Genomic DNA, 22,443 nt, shown 5'->3' on the forward strand with positions numbered 1-22,443 from the left:
GAAAAAACCGACAAGCCTGCCTTCGACCAGGCGGTTGACCAGAGATAGAGGGTGTCATGGGTAACGAAAGCATCAATTGGGACAAGCTGGGTTTTGACTACATCAAGACCGACAAGCGGTTTCTCCAAGTCTGGAAAAACGGCGAATGGCAAGCCGGCACCCTGACCGACGATAACGTGCTGCACATCAGCGAGGGCTCAACCGCCCTGCACTATGGCCAGCAATGCTTCGAAGGCCTCAAGGCCTACCGCTGCAAGGACGGCTCGATCAACCTGTTCCGCCCGGACCAGAACGCCGCCCGCATGCAGCGCAGCTGCGCACGCCTGCTGATGCCGCATGTGTCGACCGAAGACTTCATCGACGCGTGCAAACAAGTGGTCAAGGCCAACGAGCGCTTCATCCCGCCGTACGGCAGCGGCGGTGCGCTGTACCTGCGCCCGTTCGTGATCGGCACCGGTGACAACATCGGCGTGCGTACCGCGCCGGAGTTCATCTTCTCCGTGTTCGCCATCCCGGTCGGCGCCTACTTCAAGGGCGGCCTGGTGCCTCACAACTTCCAGATCTCCACCTTCGACCGTGCCGCGCCACAAGGCACCGGTGCCGCCAAGGTCGGTGGCAACTATGCTGCCAGCCTGATGCCAGGTGCCGAAGCGAAAAAATCCGGTTTCGCCGACGCGATCTACCTGGACCCGATGACCCACTCGAAAATCGAAGAAGTCGGCTCGGCCAACTTCTTCGGGATCACCCACGACAACCAGTTCATCACGCCGAAGTCGCCTTCGGTACTGCCAGGCATCACCCGCCTGTCGTTGATCGAACTGGCCAAGACCCGCCTGGGCCTGGACGTGGTCGAGGGCGAAGTGTTCATCGACAAGCTGGACCAGTTCAAGGAAGCCGGTGCCTGCGGGACCGCTGCAGTGATCTCACCGATCGGCGGCATCCAGTACAACGGCAAGTTGCACGTGTTCCACAGCGAGACCGAAGTCGGCCCGATCACCCAAAAGCTCTACAAGGAGCTGACCGGTGTGCAGACCGGCGACGTCGAAGCGCCAGCAGGCTGGATCGTCAAGGTATAACCCTGTACCCGTGTGGGCGCTGGCTTGCCAGCGCCCACACCTGCTTTACGTGCTCTCAGGATTGAGTCGGAATATTCCCAACAATCTTCTTTCCCATACTAATCCTCGGCTCCACCCCATACCCCAACGCCTCATAGAACCCCGCCACCCCGTCATTGCCACTGGTGATCTGCAGGTTGACCTTCATGCAGCCCAGCGCCGTCAATGCCTGTTCCGCATGCCGCACCAGCGACGAACCCAGGCCATGACGCCGATAGTCCGCATGCACCGCCACCGAATACAGCCAGCCGCGATGGCCGTCATAGCCGGCCAGAATCGTACCGACAACGGTTTTTTTATCGGTCGCGACGAAAAACAGCCCATCGTTGACGGCCAGCTTTTTATCAATCACAAGCGTTGGCAGGTTATGCGCCGTGTCATAGCCAAACGCCTCTTGCCATAACGCTACCACCTGCGCCCGGTGCTGACGGTCGCGATACGGCCCGATGGGGTGACGGGACAGCAGCGCTTTCTCCATCACCAACGTACGCTCGTTGCCGTGGTAGACGTCGCGCACGGTGTGAAACCCCAGCTTGGTGTAGAACGGTTCGGCGGTCAGCGAAGACGGCACACTCAACACCGTCACTCCCGCTTCGCGGGCACGCAGTTCAATCTCGATCATCAATAGCCGACCAATACCCTGCCCTTGCAGCGCCGGGTTGACGAACACCGAGCGCACCACATTGGCGTCGAGGGCAGCGGTGGCGACGATCACTCGCTCCTGAACCGCCACCAGCACCACGCGGCGCTGGAGCAACGCCAACACCGCGTCCGGCGTGAAGTTAGCGGCGACCCGCGCAATCACATCCGGCGGATAATCCCGCGCATTGCTGCTGTGCAGAGCCGCCAGGATGACCTGGCTGATCCCCTCGGCATCGGCGGTTTGGGCAGTACGAACAGCGGTCGACATGATTCCTCCTGGCTGACGCGGGTTTTGCAAACCTCACAATACCAATGTGGGCGCAGGCTTGCTCGCTCCCACAGTTTGACCCCATTCAAACCCACGCAGCCGATTCGGCTGCCACACCCCATTTTTCAGCTTTCCCGGCTGGACCATCCGCGTGTTTCAGCCGGGATTCTGTGGCAATAAACCACACAATAGCCGCACTGGCCCGGCACATGGCCCGACTCTGCGTGCAGCAGAAAACGCTGGCCGTCCCCGAATAACAAGGAGCACCTCCATGACCCGCTATATCGACGTCAACGACCTCTGCTATCTGGTCTCGCAAAAAGGCCTGCAAACCTGCATCACCGAAATGGCCGAGTACATCCGCGCCGACTACCTGCGCTGGCAGGATTTCGAAAAATGCGCGCGACTGGCCAACCACTCGCCGGACGGCGTGATCGAGCTGATGCCGGTGTCCGACGCCTCGCTGTATGCGTTCAAATACGTCAACGGCCACCCGAAAAACACCCTGGCCGGCATGCTGACCGTGATGGCGTTCGGCGCACTGGGCGATGTCGACACAGGCCTGCCGGTAATGCTGGCGGAAATGACCCTGACCACCGCGATTCGCACAGCTGCCACTTCGGCGCTGGTCGCCCGCTACCTGGCCCGCGACAACAGCCGCAGCATGGCGCTGATCGGCAACGGCTCGCAGAGCGAATTCCAGGCCCTGGCTTTCCACGCCATGCTCGGCATCAATGAGATCCGCCTGTTCGATATCGACGCCAAGGCCACCGCCAAACTGGCAGCCAACCTCAAGGCCTTCCCGGCGATCACGGTGATCCTGGCCGGCAGCGTGGCCGAAGCGGTCAAAGGCGCCGACATTGTCACCACCGTTACTGCCGACAAGGCCTACGCCACCATCCTCACCGACGACATGATCGAACCCGGCATGCACCTCAATGCCGTCGGGGGCGACTGCCCAGGCAAGACCGAGCTGGACCGACGTATCGTCGAGCGCGCCCGCGTGATCGTCGAATACGAACCACAAAGCCGCATCGAAGGCGAAATCCAGCATATGCCGGAAGACTCGCCGGTGACCGAACTGTGGCAAGTGATCAACGGCCAGAAGCCCGGCCGCGAAAATGCGCGTCAGGTCACCCTGTTCGACTCCGTAGGCTTTGCCATCGAGGATTACTCGGCTCTGCGTTATGTGCTGGATGTTGCCGAGGCGCTGGGCATAGGCAGCGAATTGGAGCTCGTCCCAGACCTCGCCGACCCGAAAGATTTGTTTGCCCGCCTGGCCCAATCGCCCGTCGCGCAGCAAAAAAAGCGCGCCTGAGGTTTGCAGGCAAGCCTCCTACCGCATACAGACGTTGACGGTGGAAGGCCGTACCATGTGGAGGGTCTGGCAAACGTGCAATGTTTGCCGCCATTTTTTCCAACCGCTTGAAGTGAACCCCATGGATAACAAGGCCAACGGACCCTATTCCGCCCCCGCGCTGGACCGCATCGATGAAGCCATCATCGAAGTGCTGCGCCACCAGGGGCGTATCACTTACGAAAAACTCTCGTCGCTGGTGCACCTCACCCCAAGGCCCTGCCTGGAGCGCGTGCGCAAGCTGGAGCGACGCGGGGTGATCCGTGGGTATGGGGCGATCATCGATGTGCAGATGGTTTCGCCAGGGCTCTCGTTACTGGTGCTGGTGGCCTTGTCCAACCAAAGCGGGCGCTCGGCGCAAAAGGCTTTCGAAGCCTGTGTGAAGGCCTGCCCCCAAGTGTTCGACTGCCAATTGATCAGTGGACCGTTTGACTACAGCCTGCGCATGCGCTGCCGGGACATGGAGCATTACCGGGTGCTGAGCGAGACCTGGTTGAACAATGACGAACTGCACATCGATAAGCTGGTGGCGCATCCGGAGTTGGCGGTGGTGAAGAACACCGCCACCGAGTTGGCCTGAACCCCACCCCACCCGACACAGCCAGCGCCGTGGGAGCTGGCTTGCCTGAGAAAGCGGAGTCTCTGACCCACCGCTATCACAAGCAAGCCAACTCCCCGTGTTTAACCGTGCCCGCTTAATATTTTCTTGCCAGGCTTGGTGCCAATCAGCTTCGCCTGCCCATCGCGCTGCTTGCCCGTCCGCGCTTCACTGATCAACCCCGGTATCAGCTTGCCCTCCGGCAGATTCTTCCAGAACCGACTTGGCAAATGCCCTTCCATCACTTTGGGATTCAATCGCGCCGGGTTGAAGATATGGCTGTAGTAGGTCAGCCACATCGCACTGTGCGGGTCCTCGACATTCTGCGCCAGCTGCTGCCACGCCTCGGGGCACTTACGCTGATGAATCAACTGCTCGCCATCGTAGTAAACCCCATCCAACGGCGTGGCGATCATCCAGCGATGACGCCCCATGCGCCCGATAAAGTGCTGACTGGCGGACTTCAAGATGTCATGGGCCGGCTCATGCCAGGCCACGTATTCGGGCAACTCCGGCCCTGCCCCGGCCGGCAGCGCGATAAACCGCACAAATGCATGCAAGTGATGCGCCTCGCGGCTTACCTGCTTGATTCGCCGCTGCAACTCGCTGCCCAGCTTGTCCCCCGCCAGCATCGCGGTGCGGTCGCCATGGCTGACCCGCCACAACACTTCATACAACAGGCTCCAGCGCTGCTCGCCGTGGTAACACGCCGCCGACTCCAGCAGTTCGACCAATGCCTTGGGGATCCGTGCCTGGAACGGACCCAGCCCCTCGGGGATCGGTTCGTCGGTGGCAAACAGGTCCGCCACTTCTGCCTCTCCCCAGCTCACCTGGCTGGGGTCAACCTGATGGCTGAGCAGCCAGCGCGCCTGTTCGCGCCAGGTGCTGAACAGGTTGTCGCATTCCAGGCTGATCATCCCCACAACCCCATTTGCTGAGGCTGAGGACGGTCGCGTAATTGTTCGCGCAGCAACACGCTGGTGCTGTCGGCCTGCTGCGGGTGGTAGTCACTGGTGATGAAAAACGGCTTGGCCTTGGCCAGTACGCAGCGCATGCGCGCCAGGTCTTCGAAGCGGATCTTGCGTTCACGACGCAGGTCCACCAGGCGCTGGGTGGTGCGCAAACCAATGCCCGGAATGCGCGCGATCAAGGTCGGTTCGGCGCGGTTCAGGTCCAGGGGGAAGACGTCGCGGTTATCCAGGGCCCAGGCCAGCTTGGGGTCGATGTCCAGGGCCAGGTGGCCGGGGCCTTCGAACAGTTCATTGGCGCTGAAGCCGTAGCTGCGCAACAGGAAGTCAGCCTGGTACAACCGGTGCTCGCGCATCAACGGCGGTGCGGCCAGGGGAACGCTCTTCGGGCTGTTGGGGATAGGACTGAATGCCGAGTAATACACGCGGCGCAGCTTGAAGTTGCCGTACAACGCCTCGGCCCCGTGGAGGATGGTGCTGTCATCCGTGTCGTCGGCACCGACGATCATCTGCGTGCTCTGCCCGGCCGGGGCGAAACGCGGCGCCCGAGGTTCATTGAGCACGGTCTGCTCGCCGGTGTAGATAGTCTGCATGGCCTGCTTGATCGAGACGATCTGTTTCTCAGGCGCCAGGGTGTGCAGGCTGGCCTCGGTGGGCAGTTCGATGTTCACGCTCAGCCGGTCGGCATAGCGCCCGGCCTCGGCGATGAGCGCCGGGTCCGCGTCGGGAATGGTCTTGAGGTGGATATAGCCGCGGAAGTCGTGCTCTTCGCGCAGGAGCTTGGCCACGCGTACCAACTGCTCCATGGTGTAGTCGGACGAACGGATGATGCCGGAGCTGAGAAACAGCCCGCTGACGCAATTGCGACGGTAGAAATCCAGGGTCAGGGTCACCACCTCCTCCGGGCTGAAACGCGCGCGGGGCACGTCGCTGGAACGGCGGTTGACGCAGTATTGGCAGTCGTAGAGACAGAAGTTGGTGAGCAACACCTTGAGCAATGACACGCATCGCCCGTCGGGGGTATAGCTGTGGCAGATGCCCATGCCATCGGTGGAACCCAGCCCCGCCTTGCCCTCGGAGCTGCGCTTGGGCGCGCCACTGCTCGCACAGGAAGCGTCGTACTTGGCGGCGTCGGCGAGAATGCTGAGTTTTTCGATCAACTGCATGGAGGGCTACCGATACTGGTTTTTTGTACAGTATCAGTGCGCAATCGTGAATACCAGCCTCTGATGATGACCGGTAGGCGCCGGCTTGTCGGCGATGGCGTCCCTGCGATCGCCCCCGCCGGCAAGCCCGGCGCCTGCAGCGTCAGCTGGCAGTGGCGAGCAACAGGTCCTGCACCGAACGCCCCTTGCCGCGCCCACGGTCCAGTGCATACAACGACGCTGCAATTTCATCGGCGCGAATCGGCAGTACTGACAGCAACGTATCGCTCAACCCGTGGCTGGCCTGGCTGAAGCCCTGGATGTAGATGCCGGCGTTGCAACGCTCGTCGGTGACGATGCGGTAGTCGCGCGCCACTTCGAAGTCGCCCAGGTAGTCTTCCAGCGGCGCCAGCAAGGCGCGGTGTGTCTGGCGCTCATAGCCGGTGGCCAGGATCACCGCGTCGTAATGATTGACGCTGGTGTCGCCATTGGCGTTGTTGCGCAGCACCAGTTCGATGCCCAGCGGGCCTGGAGTGGCCTTCTCGACCACCGTCATGGTGCGGAACGCCTGGCGGACGATGCCCGAGACTTTCTGGCGGTAGAAGATGCCGTAGATGCGCTCGATCAGGTCCAGGTCGACCACCGAATAGTTGGTGTTCTGGTATTCGGCGACCAGGCGCTCGCGCTCGGCACCCTCTTGCTGGAACACCAGGTCGGTAAAGGCCGGCGAGAACACTTCGTTGACGAACGGGCTGTCATCTGCGGGCTTGAGCGCTGAACCGCGCAGGATCATGTCGACCTGCACCGACGGGAAGCTGTCGTTCAGGTCGATAAAGGCTTCGGCCGCACTTTGGCCACCGCCGATGATGGCGATGCGCATGGCCTTGCCCTCGACACACGGCTGCGTGGCCATGCGTTCCAGGTATTGGGAGTGGTGGAACACTCGGCCGTCACCCTTGAGTGCCTTGAAGGCTTCGGGAATGCGCGGCGTGCCGCCAGCGCTGACCACCACTGACCGGGTGGTGCGCACATGCTGCTCGCCCACGGCATCGCGGGAAATCACGCGCAATGCTTCAACCTGCTGCTGATGCAGGATCGGCTCGATGGCCAGCACTTCTTCGCCATAGTGGGCCTGGGCCTGGAACTGCCCGGCGACCCAGCGCAGGTAATCGTTGTACTCCATGCGGCACGGGTAAAAGGTGCCCAGGTTGATGAAGTCCACCAGGCGGTCGTGGGCTTTCAGGTAATTGACGAAGGAGTACGGGCTGGTGGGATTACGCAGGGTCACCAAGTCCTTGAGGAACGAGATCTGCAGTTCGCTCTGGGTCACCAGGGTATTGCCGTGCCAGCGGTAGTCGGCCTGTTTGTCGAGAAACAGCACGTCCAGTTTGCCCTGGGCCTTTTCGCGCTCCTGCAGGGCGATGGCCAGCGCCAGGTTCGAAGGGCCGAAACCGATACCGATCAGGTCGTGAACCGCGGGCGAAGCAATTGCCTGTGTCATTCCAGTGTCCTCTGGATAAGCCCCTTGGCGGTGGGGCGGGAATACCTTCAAGACCTGAACAACAGGCCGTGTGTTGATAGGAAACGAGGACAGTGAAATAAAATTTAACTGATCATTGATCAGTGGGCTTCCCACTCGCGCATCCGCACCCGACAGTGCTTCATGGCGTTGACGATGTGTTTTTCCACCAGGGCGCGGGAAATGCACAGGCGTTCGGCGATCTGTACGTGGGTCAGGCCGTCGAGCTTGCGCATCAGGAAGCTGTCGCGGCAGGCAGGCGGCAGTTCGGCCAACGCACGCTCGAGCAGTTCCAGGCGCTGGCCGTGGTCGTGGTGGGTGTGCGGCGAACAGGTAGCGAAACGCTCTTCGCTGTCCAGCACGTCCAACGGTTCGACCTGGCGCAAGGCATTGCGCCGATGGCCATCGATCACCAAATTGAGCGCGGTGCGGTACAAAAAGGCGCGGGGTTGTTCGATGGGGGTGTCGCTGGAACGCTCCAGCACCCGGACATAAGCGTCATGCACCACATCCTCGGCCACCTGACGGTTGCCCAGCTTGGCGTTGAGGAAACGCACCAGCTCGCGATAGTAGTTTTCCAACATGACTCCCGACCGCCAGGTGGCGGCATTAGGTCCCTGGGTACAAAAAGACAGCGTTCAGGTGATGGCAGTTTGAGTGCGTGCAATTTATAGTAATTCTCATCTACTTTTAAAGCAGACTTGCATCAACGGACGATTTTTTTCTTCAAGGGAGCTGTAACTGCTTATGTAACCGCCTAAATCCCCATGCATTTCCCTCGTTTACTTGTCAGCTCCCCGCAACTGCGGTCCGAACTTTCCTGGCTGGAACCCAAGCATGAAACGCCCTCGACCTGCCCGACGCGCCTTGATCGTTATTGCGTGCCTGATCCCCATTATTGCCGTTGCGGCCTGGCAGGTGCTGCCGCCTGGGCGTGACACCCTCACCACCGTCACCGTTACCCGCGGCAATATCGAAAACAGCGTCACCGCACTCGGCACGCTCCAGCCTCGCCGCTACGTGGACGTGGGTGCCCAGGCATCAGGTCAGATCCGCAAGATCCACGTCGAGGCCGGCGACCAGGTCCAGGAAGGCCAACTGCTGGTGGAGATCGACCCTTCCACGCAAAAAGCCAAGCTCGACGCCAGCCGCTACGCCATCGAGAACCTCAAGGCGCAGTTGCAGGAGCAGAAAGCCCAGCACGAACTGGCGCGCCAGAAGTACCAGCGCCAGCAACGCCTGGCAGCCGGCAACGCCACCCGCGAAGAAGATGTGCAAACCGCCAAGGCTGAGTTGAGCGCCACCCAGGCCCGCGTCGACATGTTCCAGGCGCAGATCCTGCAAGCCCAGGCCAGCCTGCGCAGCGATGAGGCGGAGTTGGGTTACACGCGTATCTACGCGCCGATGACCGGCACCGTGGTGGCGGTGGACGCGCGAGTCGGCCAGACCCTCAATGCCCAGCAGCAGACGCCGCTGATCCTGCGGATCGCCAAATTGTCACCGATGACCGTATGGGCTGAAGTCTCGGAAGCCGATATCGGCCACGTCAAGCCGGGCATGACGGCCTATTTCACCACCCTGAGCGGCGGCAACCGGCGCTGGACCAGCACCGTGCGGCAGATCCTGCCGATCCCGCCCAAGCCGTTGAATGAGACCCAGGGCAGCGGCAGCCCCAACAGTTCGAATAAAAGCGGCAGCGGCCGTGTGGTGCTCTACACCGTGTTGCTGGACGTGGACAACAGCGATAACGCGTTGATGGCCGAAATGACCACCCAGGTATTTTTCGTCGCCAGCCAGGTCAAGGACGCCCTCACGGCGCCGGTTGCCGCACTGCTGGGCACGTCCAGTACCGACAAGCAGATCGCCCGGGTCGTGGGCAAGAACGGGCGTATCGAGGAGCGCCAGGTGCAGCTGGGCATCAGCGACCGCCTGCGCGTGCAGGTGCTCGACGGCCTGAACGAAGGCGATCGCTTGCTGATCGGCCCGGCCGACGGCAATGGGGGTTGAGTTGACCACACCCCTGATCGAACTCAAGAACATCCGTAAGTCCTACGGCGGCGGCGATAGCCCGCAGGTCGATGTATTGCGTGGCATCGACTTGTCGATCCATGCCGGGGAATTCGTGGCTATCGTCGGCACCTCCGGCTCCGGCAAGTCCACGCTGATGAATATCCTCGGTTGCCTCGACCGCCCCAGCGTCGGCGACTATTTGTTCGCCGGCGAGAATGTCGCCCACCTGGACAGCGACGAACTGGCCTGGCTGCGTCGCGAAGCCTTTGGCTTTGTGTTCCAGGGCTACCACCTGATCCCCTCGGGGTCGGCCCAGGAAAACGTCGAGATGCCGGCGATCTATGCCGGCATCAGCGCCGCCGAGCGCCATGCCCGTGCCAATGCCCTGCTCACGCGCCTGGGCCTGGCCGAGCGCACCGGCAACCGGCCACACCAGCTTTCCGGTGGTCAGCAGCAGCGCGTGTCCATCGCCCGTGCCTTGATGAACGGCGGCCATATCATCCTCGCCGACGAACCCACCGGCGCCCTCGACAGCCACAGCGGCGCCGAGGTCATGACCCTGCTCGACGAACTCGCCAGCCAAGGCCATGTGGTGATCCTGATCACCCATGACCGTGAAGTGGCCGCGCGGGCCAACCGCATCATCGAGATTCGCGATGGCGTGATCATCAGTGACTCGGCCGATACCAGCCCCGCAGTGCCCACGACCACGACAGGAGCCCTGCAAGCGGTAGACCTGCGCCAGCGCCTGGCTGACGGTGCCGAACACAATGGCGCCTGGAAGGCCGAACTGGTGGACGCGGTGCAGGCCGCGTGGCGGGTGATGTGGATCAACCGTTTCCGCACCGCGCTGACCCTGCTGGGCATCATCATCGGCGTGGCGTCGGTGGTGGTGATGCTGGCGGTAGGCGAAGGCAGCAAGCGCCAGGTCATGGCGCAGATGGGCGCGTTCGGCTCCAACATTCTCTACCTCAGTGGATCGTCGCCCAACCCGCGCACGCCTATGGGGATCGTGACCCTTGACGATGTCCATGCGCTGGCGGCCCTGCCCCAGGTCCAGCGCATCATGCCGGTCAACGGCAGCGAGGCCGGGGTGCGTTTCGGCAACGTCGACTACATGGCCTATGTGGGCGGCAACGACACTAACTTCCCGGCGATTTTCAATTGGCCGGTGGTCGAAGGCAGTTACTTCACCGCGGCCGACGAGCGTGCAGCGGCCACCGTCGCCGTGATCGGCCACCGCGTGCGCGAAAAGCTGTTCAAGGGCGAGGTCAACCCTATCGGCCAGTACATCCTGATTGAGAACGTGCCCTTCCAGGTGATCGGTGTACTGGCGGAAAAAGGCGCCAGCTCCGGCAACAAGGACAGTGATGACCGTGTCGCTATTCCTTACACCGCCGCCAGCGTGCGCCTGTTCGGCAGCTACGACCCCGAGTATGTGGTGATCGCCGCGGCTGACGCGCGCAAGGTCCAGGAGGCCGAGGTGGCCATCGACCAGTTGATGCAGAAGCTGCACAACGGCAAGCGCGATTACGAGCTGACCAACAACGCCGCCATGATCCAGGCCGAGGCCCGGACGCAGAACACCCTGTCGCTGATGCTCGGCTCGATTGCCGCGATTTCCCTGCTGGTGGGCGGCATTGGCGTGATGAACATCATGCTGATGACCGTGCGCGAGCGTACACGTGAGATCGGCATCCGCATGGCGACCGGTGCACGCCAGCGCGACATCCTGCGCCAGTTCCTCACCGAAGCGGTGATGCTCTCGGTGGTCGGCGGCCTGTGCGGCATCGCGCTGGCCTTGCTGGTGGGCGGCCTACTGGTGCTGGCCAAGGTGGCGGTACAGTTTTCCCTGGTGGCCGTGCTGGGCGCATTTGGTTGCGCCCTGGTCACCGGCGTCGTATTCGGCTTTATGCCGGCCCGTAAAGCTGCCCGGCTCGATCCGGTTAAGGCGTTGACCAGTGAATAAACGATCCCTGTGCGTGCCCGGCCTGTGCGTGTTGCTCAGCGCGTGCGCCGGCAACCCGACCGCCCTCGAGAGCGGCATCGCCCCGCCCGCCGCCTGGCAATACGCTGAGCGTGACGCGGCGCAGGCGACTAATCAGCGCTGGTGGACCCAATTCGGCAGCCCGCAATTGAACCGCCTGGTCGACCAGGCCCGCCGTGACAGTTTCGATGTAGCCGCCGCCACTGCCCGCGTGCGCCAGGCCCAGGCCAGTGCGGTGATCGCCGGGGCACCGCTGTTGCCGGAGGTGAAGTTCAACCTCGCCACCAGCCATCAGAAACTGCTGCGTGGCAAAGGTGGACCGGACCTTGACGCATCGCAAAGCGATGACGCCGTCGACAACTTCGGTGCCAACCTTACCGCCAGCTACGAAGTGGACTTCTGGGGTGGCCGCGCCGCCGCCCGGGACAGCGCCCTGCACAGTCTGCGCGCCAGCGAGTTTGACCAGGCCACCGTGGAACTGACCTTGCTCAGCAGCGTGGCTGACCGCTATGCCCAGACCCTCGCCGCCCACCAGCGCGAGCACATCGCCGAGTTGAACCTGGCCAACGCGCGCAACGTGCTCGACCTGGTGCAAACTCGCTATGACGCCGGCTCCGCCACTGCCCTGGAACTGGCCCAGCAAAAAAGCCTGGTCGCCAGCCAACAACGCCAACTGCCGCTGATCCAGCAACTGGCCGAAGAGTCGCGGATCACCCTGGCCGCCCTGCTCGGCCAACCGGTGCAGGCGCTTGACCTGGGCGCCGAGCCCTTCCAGGCACTCACCTGGCCGACCATTGGCGCCGGCATGCCCAGCCAATTGCTCAGCCGCCGGCCCGATATCGCCAAGGCCGAGGCACAACTGGCAGCGGCGCAAGCCGACGTCACCGTGGCCCGCGCCGCCATGCTGCCCGCCGTGACCCTCGGCGCAACCCTGGGCTCGGATGCCTATAAAGCCATGGACATCCTGCGCAGTCCCTACTACACGCTGACTGCCGGCCTGGTCGGGCCGGTCTTCAACAATGGCCGCTTAAGCGCTGAACGCGACAAGGCCCGCGCACGCCAGGACGAACTGCTGCAAATCTATCGCGGCGCGATCATCAACGGCTTCGCCGATGTGGAAAAAGCCCTCAGCAGCATCAGCCGGCTCGACCAGCAGCGCCAGTGGCAAAGTGAAGAGCTGCAACAAGCGCAGAGCGCGTTCCAGATCGCCGAAAGCCGCTACCAGGCGGGCGCAGAAGACTTGCTCACCGTGCTGGAGACCCAGCGCACCCTGTATGCGGCGCAGGACCAGAATGTGCAGCTACGACTGTCTCGCCTGCAGGCCAGCATCACCCTGTACAAAGCCCTGGGCGGCGGCTGGCAGACAGAGACCCGATAAACAATAGCTCCGATAAACAAAACTCCGGTTTCTTACACAAGCCGTCTTTTCACCCTACATTCTTCGACCCAAGGTCCTTGGTAAAAAAGCTGCTATTACACGGCCGCCCAGGACCTCTCGATGATTGTTGCAAGACACCTGCTGCGCGCCTGTCTCTGGCTGGTGGCAAGTATTGCTGCTGCCCAGCCGCTGATCCCGCCCACCGCCATCGAGTGGCTGCTGGACTGCCCCCTCCCCGCCGTCAGACGCCTGGATTCCGAGGTGCTGCAACGCACTCAATGCGGCACCGTGACCGTACCGCGCAATCACGCCGCACCACGGCAAGGCAGCCTGCGCCTTTACCTCACCCGCGTCGGGGCCCGTGACCCGCTCAACCGCGAAGGCGTGGTGTTCGCCCAGGCTGGCGATGCCACCAGAAAGAACCAGGCCGGTACCTTTGTCATTCACCTGACGAGCCTCTGGGCCGGCCACGCCAACCCGGCCTATCGCACCCTGGTCAATCGCTACGACGTCATCGAGCTTGGCACCCGCGACCTGAGCAACGAGCGTGAAATCGAACAGGCCACCCAAGACCTGGAGTTCGTACGCACCCAACTGGGCGAGGCCCAATTGCTCTACGTGGGCCACGCCAATGCCGCCCGCCTCGGCAACCGCTACGCCACACTGTTTCCCGAGCGCGTTGCACGCATGGTGCTGGTCAACGCGCAACAAGCCGGGACCAGCCCTCCATGGGTCGAACACCTGCGCCTGAAAGAGCCCACCAGGCAGGACGCCAGCGCGTGCGTCAACCGCTGGGTGGGCGACTTCCTGGTGTTCGGCAAGCAACCACCACGGTCCACGCGCTGCCTTGACCCTGCAGCCGGGGAGTAGCGACCCGTTTGCGACCTGTTGCCATCGAAAACGACACCCGGCGTTGACGCTGCAACCCGATCGTTATTAAGTGCTATTTATCCGCATTAATACGATAAATCGAACCCATGCTAAGTCGCCCGCTACGACGCAAACGCCAGAAGCTGTCCGATGTGATTGTCGAGTCGGTCAAGCGCTCCATCGTCACCGACGCCTTGAAGCCCGGTGACCGCCTGCCCACCGAACGTGAGCTGATGGAAAGCTTCCAGTGCTCCAAGGGCTCGGCTCGCGAAGCGCTCAAGGCCCTGGAAGTGGAAGGCCTGGTGAGCACGCGCACCGGCCCCAGCGGTGGCGCCTACCTGAACCAGGCCGGTACCGAACCGGCCAGCCGCGCCTTGCGCAACTACCTGCACTTCCAGCACCTGGATGGCGAGCAGGTGTACCAACTGCGCAAAGTCATCGAAGTGGAATTGGCGGTGTCGGTCCTCGGGCGCTTGAGCGAGGCCGACTACCAGGCCCTGCAAGATAACGTGGATTTCTGCAGCGCCCCGGAAGACAGCGAGGCCGGCCAGCGCGAGCAACGCCTGGCGGAACTGGAGTTCCATAACCTGCTGGCCAAGGCCTGCCCCAACCCATTGCTGAGTTTCATGGCGCAGTTCCTCAACGACCTGCTGCGCGACCTGGTGGTGCTGAAAAAAGCCTACAAACCCAAGCGCAAGCAATTCGACGCGGCCAACCTGGATTATCACAAGCAATTGCTGGCCGCCTTTCGCGCCGGTGATGAAAACGCCGTGCGCAACTTGATGCATGAACACATGTGCGATGCCGAACACCACATGACCGCCCTTGAAGGCCAGGTCAGCCCGCACTTTCTACTGGAGTTCGATCACACCCACTGACACACCACGGTACCTACTGTGCAAACCCGATCAATGTGGGAGCTGGCTTGCCTGCGAATGCATCGACTCGGTTTGACAGAAACACCGAGGCGCCTGCAACGCAGGCAAGCCAGCTCCCACACTCGATCCAGTTCCAACCGTTAGAGCGTTTGCCCCAACCAATAACAGGCCTGCCCACAGGCCCTTGCTCCACCGTATCGCCATTGCCACTCCTGCCAATAACTAAACCAGGGAGTCACCCCATGCAGCGTCGTACGTTGTTGAAAGCCAGTCTTACCGCAGCCGCCGCCCTCAGCCTCCCGCTGAGCGTGCGTTCGGCATTCGCCGCCGAGCCCTTTACCTTTTACGGCCTCAAGTCCATGTCTGGCGCCTTTGCCAGCTATGGCAAGTTTGCCGACATGGGTTCGCGCCTGGCCGTGGAACAACACCCCGAGGTGCTCGGCCGTCCGCTGAACTACAAGGTCATCGACACTGAAGGCAACGCCGGCAAGGCCGTGCGCAAGGTGCAGGAAGCCATCCAGCAGGACGGCGCGCGATTCTTCCAGGGCTGCACGCTGTCGTCGTCGGCACTGGCGGTGGCCAAGGAAGTGGACAAGGTCGGTGGCGTGTTCATGACCCCGGTGGGCGCCGACGAAGTCACCGGCAAGGACTGCAACAAGGCGACCTTCCGCTGGTCCGTGCCCACCTATGGGGCTATCCGCGAAACCATCCTGCCGCTGATCAAGCTGCTGCCGGACGCCAAGCGCTGGTACACCATCACCCCGCAATACGTGTTCGGCGAAGCGCTGCTCGAGGGCGCAAAGACTGTGCTCAAGGAACATGGCCTGGAACACATCGGCAACAGCTACCACTCGTTGCAGGAACAGGAATTCTCCGGCTACCTGACCAACGCCATCGCCGCCAGGCCCGATGTGCTGGTGCTGCTCAACTTTGGCAGCCAGTCGTCCAACACCTTGCGCCAGGCGGTGAACTTCGGCATCAAGGAACGCATGAAGGTGCTGCTGGTCTGGTCCGCCGGCCTCGACCAGTTCCAGGAACTGGGCAGCGATGTGCTCGAAGGCGTGTACCTCGGCGCCCAGTACTGGCACCAGGTCGACACTCCGCTCAACCGTGAACTGGTCAAACTCACCCAGGCCAAATACGGCATCAACCCCACCTACCCGCTGGCCGCCGATTACATCAGCACCAAGGTCATGCTCGACACCATCATTTCCACCGGCAGCTTCGACGGGCCGACCGTGGCCAAGGCCATGCAGGGCCTGAGTTTCGAAGGGCCCACCGGCAAGGAATCGATCCGCGCCGGCGACCACCAGGTGATCAAGGATTACTACCTGCTGATCGGCAAGGCCGCTGCCGACATGGCCGACAAGGATGACCTGGCCAAGGTGCTCAGCGCCGGCCAGTCGTTCCCACCCGTGGAAGCCACGGGCTGCACGCTCGGCTGATCCCCTGAATTTTGTAGCGCAGGGCCGCGCAAGCGGCGTCCTGCCGAGGGTTCCTGCATGCTTAACCTGTACCTGTTCCAGATCCTCAACGGCCTTGGGCTAGGGATGATCTACTTCCTCATCGCGGTCGGGCTGACGATCATTTTCGGCCTGCTCAACTTCGTCAATTTCGCCCACGGCGCGTTCTTCCTGCTGGGGGCCTACATCTGCTACACCGCCGTGAGCCTGACCGGCAGCTTCTGGCTGGCGCTGCTGATCGCGCCCCTGGTGGTGGCCGCGCTGGCCTGGGCCATCGAGCGACTGTTGATCCAGCGGATCTATCACTTGCCGCACATGTTCCAGATCCTGGTGACCCTGGGCATCGCACTCATCATCCAGGAAGCCAGCGTGATGATCTGGGGGCCGGTGGGCAAAAGCGTCGCCGTGCCGGAACTGCTGCGCGGCGTGCTGGTGGTGGGTGATTTCGTCTACCCCTACTACCGCCTGTTCCTCATCGTGTTTTCCGGGCTGGTCGGCCTGGGCCTGTGGCTGCTGCTGGAACGCACGCGCTTCGGCGCCCTGGTGCGCGCCGGCAGTGAAAGCACCGAAACCGTGTCGCTGCTGGGCACGAATATTTTCCGCCTGTTCTCCATGACCTTCGCCCTCGGCGTTGCGCTGGCCGGCGTCGCGGGCGTGCTGTTCGCACCGTTGCGCGGCGCCCAACCTTTCGTCGGCCCGGAGATTCTCGGCGTCGCCTTCGTGGTGGTAGTGATCGGCGGCATGGGCTCGTTCAGCGGGGCGCTGGTCGGCGGTTTGCTGGTGGGCGTGGTGCAAAGCCTGATGACCACACTCTGGCCCCAGGGCGCGAGCCTGATGATCTACGGCGCCATGGCCGTAGTGATTCTGGTCCGTCCCTACGGCCTGTTCGGGAGAGCCTGACATGAGCGAGAAAAACCCCCTGCCGTTCGCCAAGACCCAATCCAAGGCCATGTTGCTGTGGGTGCTGGCCGTGCTGATCGGCCTACCCTTGATAGTGCCCTCGGCAACCCTGGCCACCGAGATCCTGATCTTTGCCATGGCGGCCCTGGCCTGCAACCTGTTGCTGGGCTACACCGGACTGCTGTCATTCGGCCAAGGCATCTTCTTCGGGGCCGGCGCCTACTGCGCCGCGCTGCTGATGATCCACCTGCAACTGGGCCTGTTCACCGCATTGCTCGGCGCCGCCATCGCGGGTGGGTTCCTGGCGTTGCTGGTGGGCGCCTTGGCGATCCGCCGCACCGGCATCTACTTCGTGATGCTGACCCTGGCGTTCAGCCAGATGGCCTACTTCGTTGCCTACACCCTCAGTGACTGGACCGGCGGCGACAACGGCCTGCTCAGCGTGCCGCGCCCGGAAATCCGTGTCGGTGACACGGTACTGCTGTCACTGGCCGACGCCCGCGCCTTCTACGGTTTTGTCGCGGTGCTGTTCCTGCTGATCTTCATCGGGGCCCGCCGGGTCATCGCCTCCCCTTTCGGCAGCACGCTGATGGCGATCCGCGAAAACGAAACCCGTGCCTCGGCCATCGGCTACGACACACGCCACTTCAAGATCCTGGTGTTTGTGCTGTCCGGCGCGGTCACCGGGATTGCCGGCGCGCTGTACGCCATGCTGCTGCACTTTGTGCCGCTGTCGAATATCGACCTGGCGATGTCCGAGAACATCCTGATCATGACCATCGTCGGCGGCACCGGCTCATTATTCGGTTCACTGCTGGGGGCCGGTTCCATCGTGCTGCTCGGGGATTTCCTCTCCGACCTGTGGCCACGCTGGTTGATGCTGCTGGGGGTGATCCTGATCCTGGTGGTGATCTTCATGCGCGGTGGTTTGTGGGGCGGCCTGGCGTCGCTGTTCGAGAAAGTGCGCGGCAGCCGTAAGACCGCCGCCGTCGCCAAGGAGGAAGGGCTATGAGCATCCTGCTGGAAACCAAAGACCTGGAACTGGCCTATGGCGCGTTCCATGCGGTCAATGGCGTCAACCTCAAGGTCGAGGCTGGCACCATCCACACCATCATCGGCCCCAACGGCGCCGGCAAGACCAGCCTGTTCCACTGCCTCACCGGTGAACGCCAGGCCACCGCCGGGGCGATTCATTTCGACGGCAACAACCTGATGCGCAAGCCGGCCCACGGTCGCGTCGGCCTGGGCATGGCGCGCTCGTTCCAGCTAACGAGCCTGTTCCAGAACCTCAGCGTGCGCGAAAACCTGCGCCTGGCCGCTCAGGGCCGCGACGGAGCACGCGCGCTGAATTTCTGGCGCCGCGTGGACAGCAAGCGCGAGCACCTGGAGATGGCCGACCAGGTGCTGGAGCGCCTGCAACTCAGCGCCCGTGCCGACACCCTGGCCGGCGAGTTGTCCCACGGCCAGCAGCGAGTGCTGGAGGTGGGCATGTCGATCTGCTCCAAACCGAAACTGTTGATGCTGGATGAGCCTACCTCGGGCATGGGCATCGATGACATCCCGATCATGACCCAGTTGATCAGCGACCTCGGCCGCGATCACACGGTGCTGCTGATCGAACACAACATGAGCATTGTCATGTCCATCAGCCAACGCATCACGGTGATGAGCCACGGCCAGATCCTGGTGGAAGGCACGCCGGAATTCGTGCGCGCCGATGAACGTGTGCGTACGGCGTACCTTGGGGAGGCTGCCTGATGCTGATCGTCGAGAATATCCATTCCTACTATGACAAGAGCCATGTGCTGGAAGGCGTGTCATTGACCGTCAACCCCGGCGAGCTGGTCACGCTGCTGGGCCGTAATGGCGCCGGCAAGACCACGACCCTGCGCAGCATCCTCGGCATCATCTGCCCGCGCCAGGGCCAGATTCACTTCAACGGCCAGGCATTGGTCGGCCAGAAGGTCTTCGAAATCGCACGCCAGGGCCTGGCGCTGGTGCCGGAGCATCGCGGGATCTTCCGCCTGCTCACCGTCGAGGAAAACCTGCGCATCGCCATGCGCAAGACCAGCCGCTGGCAGCTCGAGGACGTCTACGCCATGTTCCCGCGCCTCAAGGAGCGTCGCAAAAACGCCGGCCACGCGCTGTCTGGCGGCGAGCAACAAATGCTCGCCATTGCCCGAGCCCTGCTCAACGACCCCAAGCTGCTGATCCTTGACGAGCCCACCGAAGGCCTGGCCCCGGTGATCGTCGACGAGTTGGTGAAGATCCTGCGCAAGGTCAAGGACGACGGTCTGCCGGTGCTGCTGGTGGAACAGAACCTGATGGTCTGCGACAAGCTCGCCGACCGCCACTACGTGCTCGAACAGGGCCGTGTGGTGTACGAGGGCAGCGCCGCCGAGTTCCGCGCCGACCCCACGATCAAGAACCGCTACCTGGCCCTGAGTGCCTGACCGGAGACTGCTGATGAATAGTTTTGCGCAACCGCTCCAGAGCAACGCCCCGCTGATCAACCGCGACCGCCTGTGGCAATCGTTGATGGACCTTGCCCAACTCGGCGCCACCGTCAAGGGCGGCGTGTGCCGCCTGGCCCTGACCGACCTCGACCGCCAGGCCCGCGACCTGTTTGTGCAATGGTGCGAGGCCGCTGGCTGCAGCGTCAGTGTCGACGCCATCGGCAATATCTTTGCGCGCCGTGCCGGACGCAACCCCGCCCTGCCCCCGGTGATGACCGGCAGCCATATCGACACCCAACCCACCGGCGGCAAGTTCGACGGTTGCTACGGGGTCATGGCCGGTCTGGAGGTGATCCGGACCCTGAATGACTTGAACATCGAAACCCAAGCGCCGATTGAAGTGGTGGTGTGGACCAACGAAGAAGGCTCGCGTTTCCCGCCATGCATGATGGGCTCCGGGGTGTTCGCCGGTCAGTTCGACTTGCAGGACACCCTCGACAAAGTCGATGACCAGGGCCTGTCGGTGGGCGACGAATTGCGGCGCATCGGTTATGCCGGCTCTCGCGCGGTACTCGGCCACCCGGTGGGGGCGTATTTCGAAGCGCATATCGAACAGGGACCGGTACTGGAAGACCAGGCCACCACCATTGGCGTGGTCATGGGTTGCCTGGGCCAGAAGTGGTTTGACCTGATCTTCACGGGTGTCGAGGCCCATGCCGGCCCGACGCCGATGCACCTGCGCAAGGACGCCCTGGTCGGCGCCGCCGAGGTGGTCAGCGCGGTCAACCGCATCGCCCATCAACAGCAACCCCACGCCTGTGGCACGGTGGGCTGCCTGAGCCTGCACCCGGGTTCGCGCAATGTGATTCCTGGCCAGGTGCACATGACGCTCGACCTGCGCCACCTGCACGCGGACAAGCTGCAAGCCATGGTCGATGAAGTGCGCAGCGTGATCGAAGCCACCGCCAAACAACACGGCCTGCACTTCGAACTGACCCCCACCGCCGACTTCCCGCCGCTGGACTTCGCCCCGGCCTGCGTCAACGCCGTGCGTGAAGGTGCCGAGGCCTTGGGCTTGAGCCATATGGACATCGTCAGCGGTGCCGGACACGACGCGATTTTCGTCGCCAAACTGGGCCCGGCCGGGATGATCTTTGTGCCGTGCGAAGGCGGCATCAGCCATAACGAAATCGAAAACGCCGCACCGGACGACCTGGCGGCAGGCTGCGCGGTGCTGCTGCGCGCCATGGTCAATGCGGCCCAGGGGGAAACGGCATGAACGAGATCGGCCAACTGACGGCAGTGCAACTGCTGCAACATTTTCGCGACAAGACCTTGTCACCGGTGGAAGTCACCGAGGACACCTTGCTGCGTATCGAACGCTATAACCCGGTGGTAAACGCCTATTGCCACGTTGACCCGGAAGGCGCGCTGAACGCCGCGCGCGCCTCGGAACAACGCTGGCTCAACGGCCAGCCTTGCGGTGCATTGGACGGTGTGCCGGCGTCGATCAAAGACCTGACACTGACCCTCGGCATGCCCACTCGCAAGGGGTCGCGCACTTCATCGGCCGAGGGCCCGTGGGACGTCGACGCGCCCTTCACGGCTTTTATGCGCAAGGCCGGCGCGGTGCTGCTGGGCAAGACCACCACCCCGGAATTCGGCTGGAAAGGCGTCACCGACAACCCGCTGTACGGCATCACCCGCAACCCCTGGGACACACGCACCACGGCGGGCGGTTCGTCTGGCGGCGCGGGGGCGGCGGCCGCGTTGAACCTTGGGGTATTGCACCAGGGCAGCGACGCGGGCGGCTCGATCCGTATTCCCTGTGCGTTCACCGGCACGTTCGGCATCAAGCCGACCTTCGGTTATGTGCCACAGTGGCCGGCCAGCTCCATGACCATCCTCTCGCACCTGGGGCCGATGACCCGCACCGTGGAGGACAGTGTGCTGATGCTGCAGACCATCGCCCAGCCCGATCCGCGGGACGGCCTGATCGGTGCGCCGAGGGCCACGCCATGGTTGTCGGGCGCGGCTGATTTGAAAGGGTTGCGCGTGGCCTACAGTCCGAACTTTGGTTACGTGGACGTCGACCCGCAGGTGGCCAAGGTGGTCGCCCAGGCAGTGGCAGGCCTGGTGCAGCTGGGCGCGCATGTCGAGCAGATCGACCCGGGCTTCAGCGACCCGCTGGAAGTGTTCAGCACCTTGTGGGCGGCCGGTGCCGCACGCCTGACCGGGCCAATGAGCGAGGCGCAGAAACAACTGCTGGACCCCGGCCTGCTGCGCATCGCTCAGCGGGGCGAGCAGTTGAGCCTGGACGACTTCAACGCAGCCCTTGAAGCCCGCGCCGCACTGGTGGCGCGCATGGCCGCGTTCCACGAACACTACGATGTGCTGGTATCGCCAATGATGCCCATCACGGCATTCGACGCCGGGCATGATGTGCCGCCCGGTTCCGGCTTGCAGGAATGGACGCAGTGGACGCCGTTCACCTACCCCTTCAACCTGACCCAGCAGCCGGCGGCGTCAGTGCCGTGTGGGCTGGCGGCGAATGGCTTGCCGGTGGGCTTGCATGTGGTGGGCGCACGGTTTGCGGATGAGCATGTGTTGAGGGTGTGCCAGGCGTATGCCAAGGCGTTCCCCACCGAGCACTTGCAAGCCCCAATCACCAGAAAAACCTAGCGCTCAATATGGGAGCGGCTCCCCCCCAATAGCCATGGCTATCGTCATAGCAACCAACCCAAACCACGATGCGAAGCGAGCCGCTGTTGATCTGGCTGTTGATCTGGCTTTTGATCTTGCCTTTGATCTGAGGCGCCCCATCAAACACGCTGGCCGGAATTCGACAGGGATTTGGGGGGTAAACCGGCAGGGATGCCGGTTTAGCCG

Annotated in this window: 21 protein-coding genes; 15 read left to right on the forward strand and 6 right to left on the reverse strand. The window is 62.9% G+C overall.

The window, feature by feature from the left end; translation table 11 throughout:
- The first annotated feature begins 56 nt into the window (after nt 1-56).
- Nucleotides 57-1,076, forward strand: coding sequence for a branched-chain amino acid aminotransferase (locus CQ002_RS25630; protein WP_034107330.1), 1,020 nt, complete (start codon nt 57-59; stop codon nt 1,074-1,076).
- A 55-nt stretch (nt 1,077-1,131) separates the two neighbouring features.
- Here the strand turns inward: CQ002_RS25630 and CQ002_RS25635 are convergent, their stop codons facing one another.
- Nucleotides 1,132-2,025, reverse strand: a complete 894-nt coding sequence (locus tag CQ002_RS25635) for a GNAT family acetyltransferase (protein WP_080758303.1) — start codon at nt 2,023-2,025, stop codon at nt 1,132-1,134.
- A 271-nt stretch (nt 2,026-2,296) separates the two neighbouring features.
- Here CQ002_RS25635 and CQ002_RS25640 point away from each other — a divergent pair, with 271 nt between their 5' ends.
- Both CQ002_RS25640 and CQ002_RS25645 read left to right on the forward strand, forming a co-directional pair.
- The gene (locus tag CQ002_RS25640; protein ID WP_034107333.1) at nt 2,297-3,343 is read left to right on the forward strand and encodes an ornithine cyclodeaminase; all 1,047 of its coding nucleotides are present in this window, start codon (nt 2,297-2,299) and stop codon (nt 3,341-3,343) included.
- 121 nt (nt 3,344-3,464) lie between these two features.
- The gene (locus tag CQ002_RS25645; protein ID WP_034107335.1) at nt 3,465-3,962 is read left to right on the forward strand and encodes an Lrp/AsnC family transcriptional regulator; all 498 of its coding nucleotides are present in this window, start codon (nt 3,465-3,467) and stop codon (nt 3,960-3,962) included.
- A gap of 101 nt (nt 3,963-4,063) precedes the next feature.
- Here CQ002_RS25645 and CQ002_RS25650 read toward each other — a convergent pair whose 3' ends face one another.
- The 4 genes from CQ002_RS25650 to CQ002_RS25665 all read right to left on the reverse strand — a co-directional run bounded on the left by CQ002_RS25650 (nt 4,064) and on the right by CQ002_RS25665 (nt 8,196).
- Nucleotides 4,064-4,897 carry a TIGR03915 family putative DNA repair protein gene (locus CQ002_RS25650; RefSeq protein WP_034107336.1) on the reverse strand — a complete coding sequence of 278 codons (834 nt, stop codon included), beginning with the start codon at nt 4,895-4,897 and terminating at the stop codon, nt 4,064-4,066.
- Entirely contained in the window at nt 4,894-6,114 is a 1,221-nt protein-coding gene (locus CQ002_RS25655; RefSeq protein WP_015884767.1) for a putative DNA modification/repair radical SAM protein, read from the reverse strand. The genes CQ002_RS25650 and CQ002_RS25655 overlap by 4 nt, the downstream gene beginning before the upstream one ends.
- A gap of 142 nt (nt 6,115-6,256) precedes the next feature.
- A complete protein-coding gene (locus tag CQ002_RS25660) occupies nt 6,257-7,594 on the reverse strand; it encodes a lysine N(6)-hydroxylase/L-ornithine N(5)-oxygenase family protein (protein WP_034107340.1) in 1,338 nt (445 codons plus the stop codon).
- Nucleotides 7,595-7,713: 119 nt separating this feature from the next.
- The gene (locus tag CQ002_RS25665) at nt 7,714-8,196 is read right to left on the reverse strand and encodes a sigma-70 family RNA polymerase sigma factor (RefSeq protein ID WP_034107342.1); all 483 of its coding nucleotides are present in this window, start codon (nt 8,194-8,196) and stop codon (nt 7,714-7,716) included.
- Nucleotides 8,197-8,449: 253 nt separating this feature from the next.
- Here CQ002_RS25665 and CQ002_RS25670 point away from each other — a divergent pair, with 253 nt between their 5' ends.
- The 12 genes from CQ002_RS25670 (at nt 8,450) to CQ002_RS25730 (ending at nt 22,236) form a co-directional block, all read left to right on the forward strand.
- Nucleotides 8,450-9,619 carry an efflux RND transporter periplasmic adaptor subunit gene (locus CQ002_RS25670; protein WP_098466898.1) on the forward strand — a complete coding sequence of 390 codons (1,170 nt, stop codon included), beginning with the start codon at nt 8,450-8,452 and terminating at the stop codon, nt 9,617-9,619.
- A complete protein-coding gene (locus CQ002_RS25675) occupies nt 9,609-11,591 on the forward strand; it encodes a MacB family efflux pump subunit (RefSeq protein ID WP_122712374.1) in 1,983 nt (660 codons plus the stop codon). The genes CQ002_RS25670 and CQ002_RS25675 overlap by 11 nt, the downstream gene beginning before the upstream one ends.
- The gene (locus CQ002_RS25680; RefSeq protein ID WP_105162529.1) at nt 11,584-12,987 is read left to right on the forward strand and encodes an efflux transporter outer membrane subunit; all 1,404 of its coding nucleotides are present in this window, start codon (nt 11,584-11,586) and stop codon (nt 12,985-12,987) included. The genes CQ002_RS25675 and CQ002_RS25680 overlap by 8 nt, the downstream gene beginning before the upstream one ends.
- 120 nt (nt 12,988-13,107) lie before the next feature.
- Nucleotides 13,108-13,857, forward strand: a complete 750-nt coding sequence (locus CQ002_RS25685) for an alpha/beta fold hydrolase (protein WP_105162530.1) — start codon at nt 13,108-13,110, stop codon at nt 13,855-13,857.
- A 107-nt stretch (nt 13,858-13,964) separates the two neighbouring features.
- Nucleotides 13,965-14,735, forward strand: coding sequence for a FadR/GntR family transcriptional regulator (locus tag CQ002_RS25690; protein WP_034107352.1), 771 nt, complete (start codon nt 13,965-13,967; stop codon nt 14,733-14,735).
- Nucleotides 14,736-14,977: 242 nt separating this feature from the next.
- Nucleotides 14,978-16,180, forward strand: coding sequence for an ABC transporter substrate-binding protein (locus CQ002_RS25700; RefSeq protein ID WP_105162532.1), 1,203 nt, complete (start codon nt 14,978-14,980; stop codon nt 16,178-16,180).
- A 57-nt stretch (nt 16,181-16,237) separates the two neighbouring features.
- Nucleotides 16,238-17,098: a branched-chain amino acid ABC transporter permease gene (locus CQ002_RS25705; protein ID WP_034107356.1), complete on the forward strand. Its 861-nt coding sequence runs from the start codon at nt 16,238-16,240 to the stop codon at nt 17,096-17,098.
- Between the two features lies 1 nt (nt 17,099).
- Nucleotides 17,100-18,110: a branched-chain amino acid ABC transporter permease gene (locus CQ002_RS25710; protein ID WP_034107358.1), complete on the forward strand. Its 1,011-nt coding sequence runs from the start codon at nt 17,100-17,102 to the stop codon at nt 18,108-18,110.
- Complete coding sequence (locus tag CQ002_RS25715) at nt 18,107-18,856, forward strand: ABC transporter ATP-binding protein (RefSeq protein WP_069077746.1); 750 nt, start codon at nt 18,107-18,109, stop codon at nt 18,854-18,856. The genes CQ002_RS25710 and CQ002_RS25715 overlap by 4 nt, the downstream gene beginning before the upstream one ends.
- The gene (locus tag CQ002_RS25720) at nt 18,856-19,551 is read left to right on the forward strand and encodes an ABC transporter ATP-binding protein (RefSeq protein ID WP_034107362.1); all 696 of its coding nucleotides are present in this window, start codon (nt 18,856-18,858) and stop codon (nt 19,549-19,551) included. Before CQ002_RS25715 ends, CQ002_RS25720 begins: the two co-directional genes overlap by 1 nt.
- Before the next feature lie 13 nt (nt 19,552-19,564).
- Nucleotides 19,565-20,833 carry a Zn-dependent hydrolase gene (locus CQ002_RS25725; RefSeq protein WP_105162533.1) on the forward strand — a complete coding sequence of 423 codons (1,269 nt, stop codon included), beginning with the start codon at nt 19,565-19,567 and terminating at the stop codon, nt 20,831-20,833.
- A complete protein-coding gene (locus CQ002_RS25730) occupies nt 20,830-22,236 on the forward strand; it encodes an amidase (protein ID WP_034107366.1) in 1,407 nt (468 codons plus the stop codon). The genes CQ002_RS25725 and CQ002_RS25730 overlap by 4 nt, the downstream gene beginning before the upstream one ends.
- Here the strand turns inward: CQ002_RS25730 and CQ002_RS28420 are convergent.
- Nucleotides 22,220-22,443, reverse strand: a 224-nt coding sequence (locus CQ002_RS28420; RefSeq protein ID WP_218277010.1) for a hypothetical protein, incomplete at its 5' end; no start/stop codon positions are given. The two genes, CQ002_RS25730 and CQ002_RS28420, sit on opposite strands and share 17 nt — an antisense overlap.

Source organism: Pseudomonas sp. MYb13 (genome assembly GCF_002980075.1).
GTDB lineage: Bacteria > Pseudomonadota > Gammaproteobacteria > Pseudomonadales > Pseudomonadaceae > Aquipseudomonas > Aquipseudomonas lurida.

What these genes read in the sequence shown, in the direction of transcription:
- CQ002_RS25630 (WP_034107330.1), top strand. Translation starts at nt 57, where the DNA reads ATGGGTAACGAAAGCATCAATTGGGACAAGCTGGGTTTTGACTACATC.
- CQ002_RS25635 (WP_080758303.1), bottom strand. Translation starts at nt 2,025, where the DNA reads ATGTCGACCGCTGTTCGTACTGCCCAAACCGCCGATGCCGAGGGGATC.
- CQ002_RS25640 (WP_034107333.1), top strand. Translation starts at nt 2,297, where the DNA reads ATGACCCGCTATATCGACGTCAACGACCTCTGCTATCTGGTCTCGCAA.
- CQ002_RS25645 (WP_034107335.1), top strand. Translation starts at nt 3,465, where the DNA reads ATGGATAACAAGGCCAACGGACCCTATTCCGCCCCCGCGCTGGACCGC.
- CQ002_RS25650 (WP_034107336.1), bottom strand. Translation starts at nt 4,897, where the DNA reads ATGATCAGCCTGGAATGCGACAACCTGTTCAGCACCTGGCGCGAACAG.
- CQ002_RS25655 (WP_015884767.1), bottom strand. Translation starts at nt 6,114, where the DNA reads ATGCAGTTGATCGAAAAACTCAGCATTCTCGCCGACGCCGCCAAGTAC.
- CQ002_RS25660 (WP_034107340.1), bottom strand. Translation starts at nt 7,594, where the DNA reads ATGACACAGGCAATTGCTTCGCCCGCGGTTCACGACCTGATCGGTATC.
- CQ002_RS25665 (WP_034107342.1), bottom strand. Translation starts at nt 8,196, where the DNA reads ATGTTGGAAAACTACTATCGCGAGCTGGTGCGTTTCCTCAACGCCAAG.
- CQ002_RS25670 (WP_098466898.1), top strand. Translation starts at nt 8,450, where the DNA reads ATGAAACGCCCTCGACCTGCCCGACGCGCCTTGATCGTTATTGCGTGC.
- CQ002_RS25675 (WP_122712374.1), top strand. Translation starts at nt 9,609, where the DNA reads ATGGGGGTTGAGTTGACCACACCCCTGATCGAACTCAAGAACATCCGT.
- CQ002_RS25685 (WP_105162530.1), top strand. Translation starts at nt 13,108, where the DNA reads ATGATTGTTGCAAGACACCTGCTGCGCGCCTGTCTCTGGCTGGTGGCA.
- CQ002_RS25690 (WP_034107352.1), top strand. Translation starts at nt 13,965, where the DNA reads ATGCTAAGTCGCCCGCTACGACGCAAACGCCAGAAGCTGTCCGATGTG.
- CQ002_RS25700 (WP_105162532.1), top strand. Translation starts at nt 14,978, where the DNA reads ATGCAGCGTCGTACGTTGTTGAAAGCCAGTCTTACCGCAGCCGCCGCC.
- CQ002_RS25705 (WP_034107356.1), top strand. Translation starts at nt 16,238, where the DNA reads ATGCTTAACCTGTACCTGTTCCAGATCCTCAACGGCCTTGGGCTAGGG.
- CQ002_RS25710 (WP_034107358.1), top strand. Translation starts at nt 17,100, where the DNA reads ATGAGCGAGAAAAACCCCCTGCCGTTCGCCAAGACCCAATCCAAGGCC.
- CQ002_RS25715 (WP_069077746.1), top strand. Translation starts at nt 18,107, where the DNA reads ATGAGCATCCTGCTGGAAACCAAAGACCTGGAACTGGCCTATGGCGCG.
- CQ002_RS25720 (WP_034107362.1), top strand. Translation starts at nt 18,856, where the DNA reads ATGCTGATCGTCGAGAATATCCATTCCTACTATGACAAGAGCCATGTG.
- CQ002_RS25725 (WP_105162533.1), top strand. Translation starts at nt 19,565, where the DNA reads ATGAATAGTTTTGCGCAACCGCTCCAGAGCAACGCCCCGCTGATCAAC.
- CQ002_RS25730 (WP_034107366.1), top strand. Translation starts at nt 20,830, where the DNA reads ATGAACGAGATCGGCCAACTGACGGCAGTGCAACTGCTGCAACATTTT.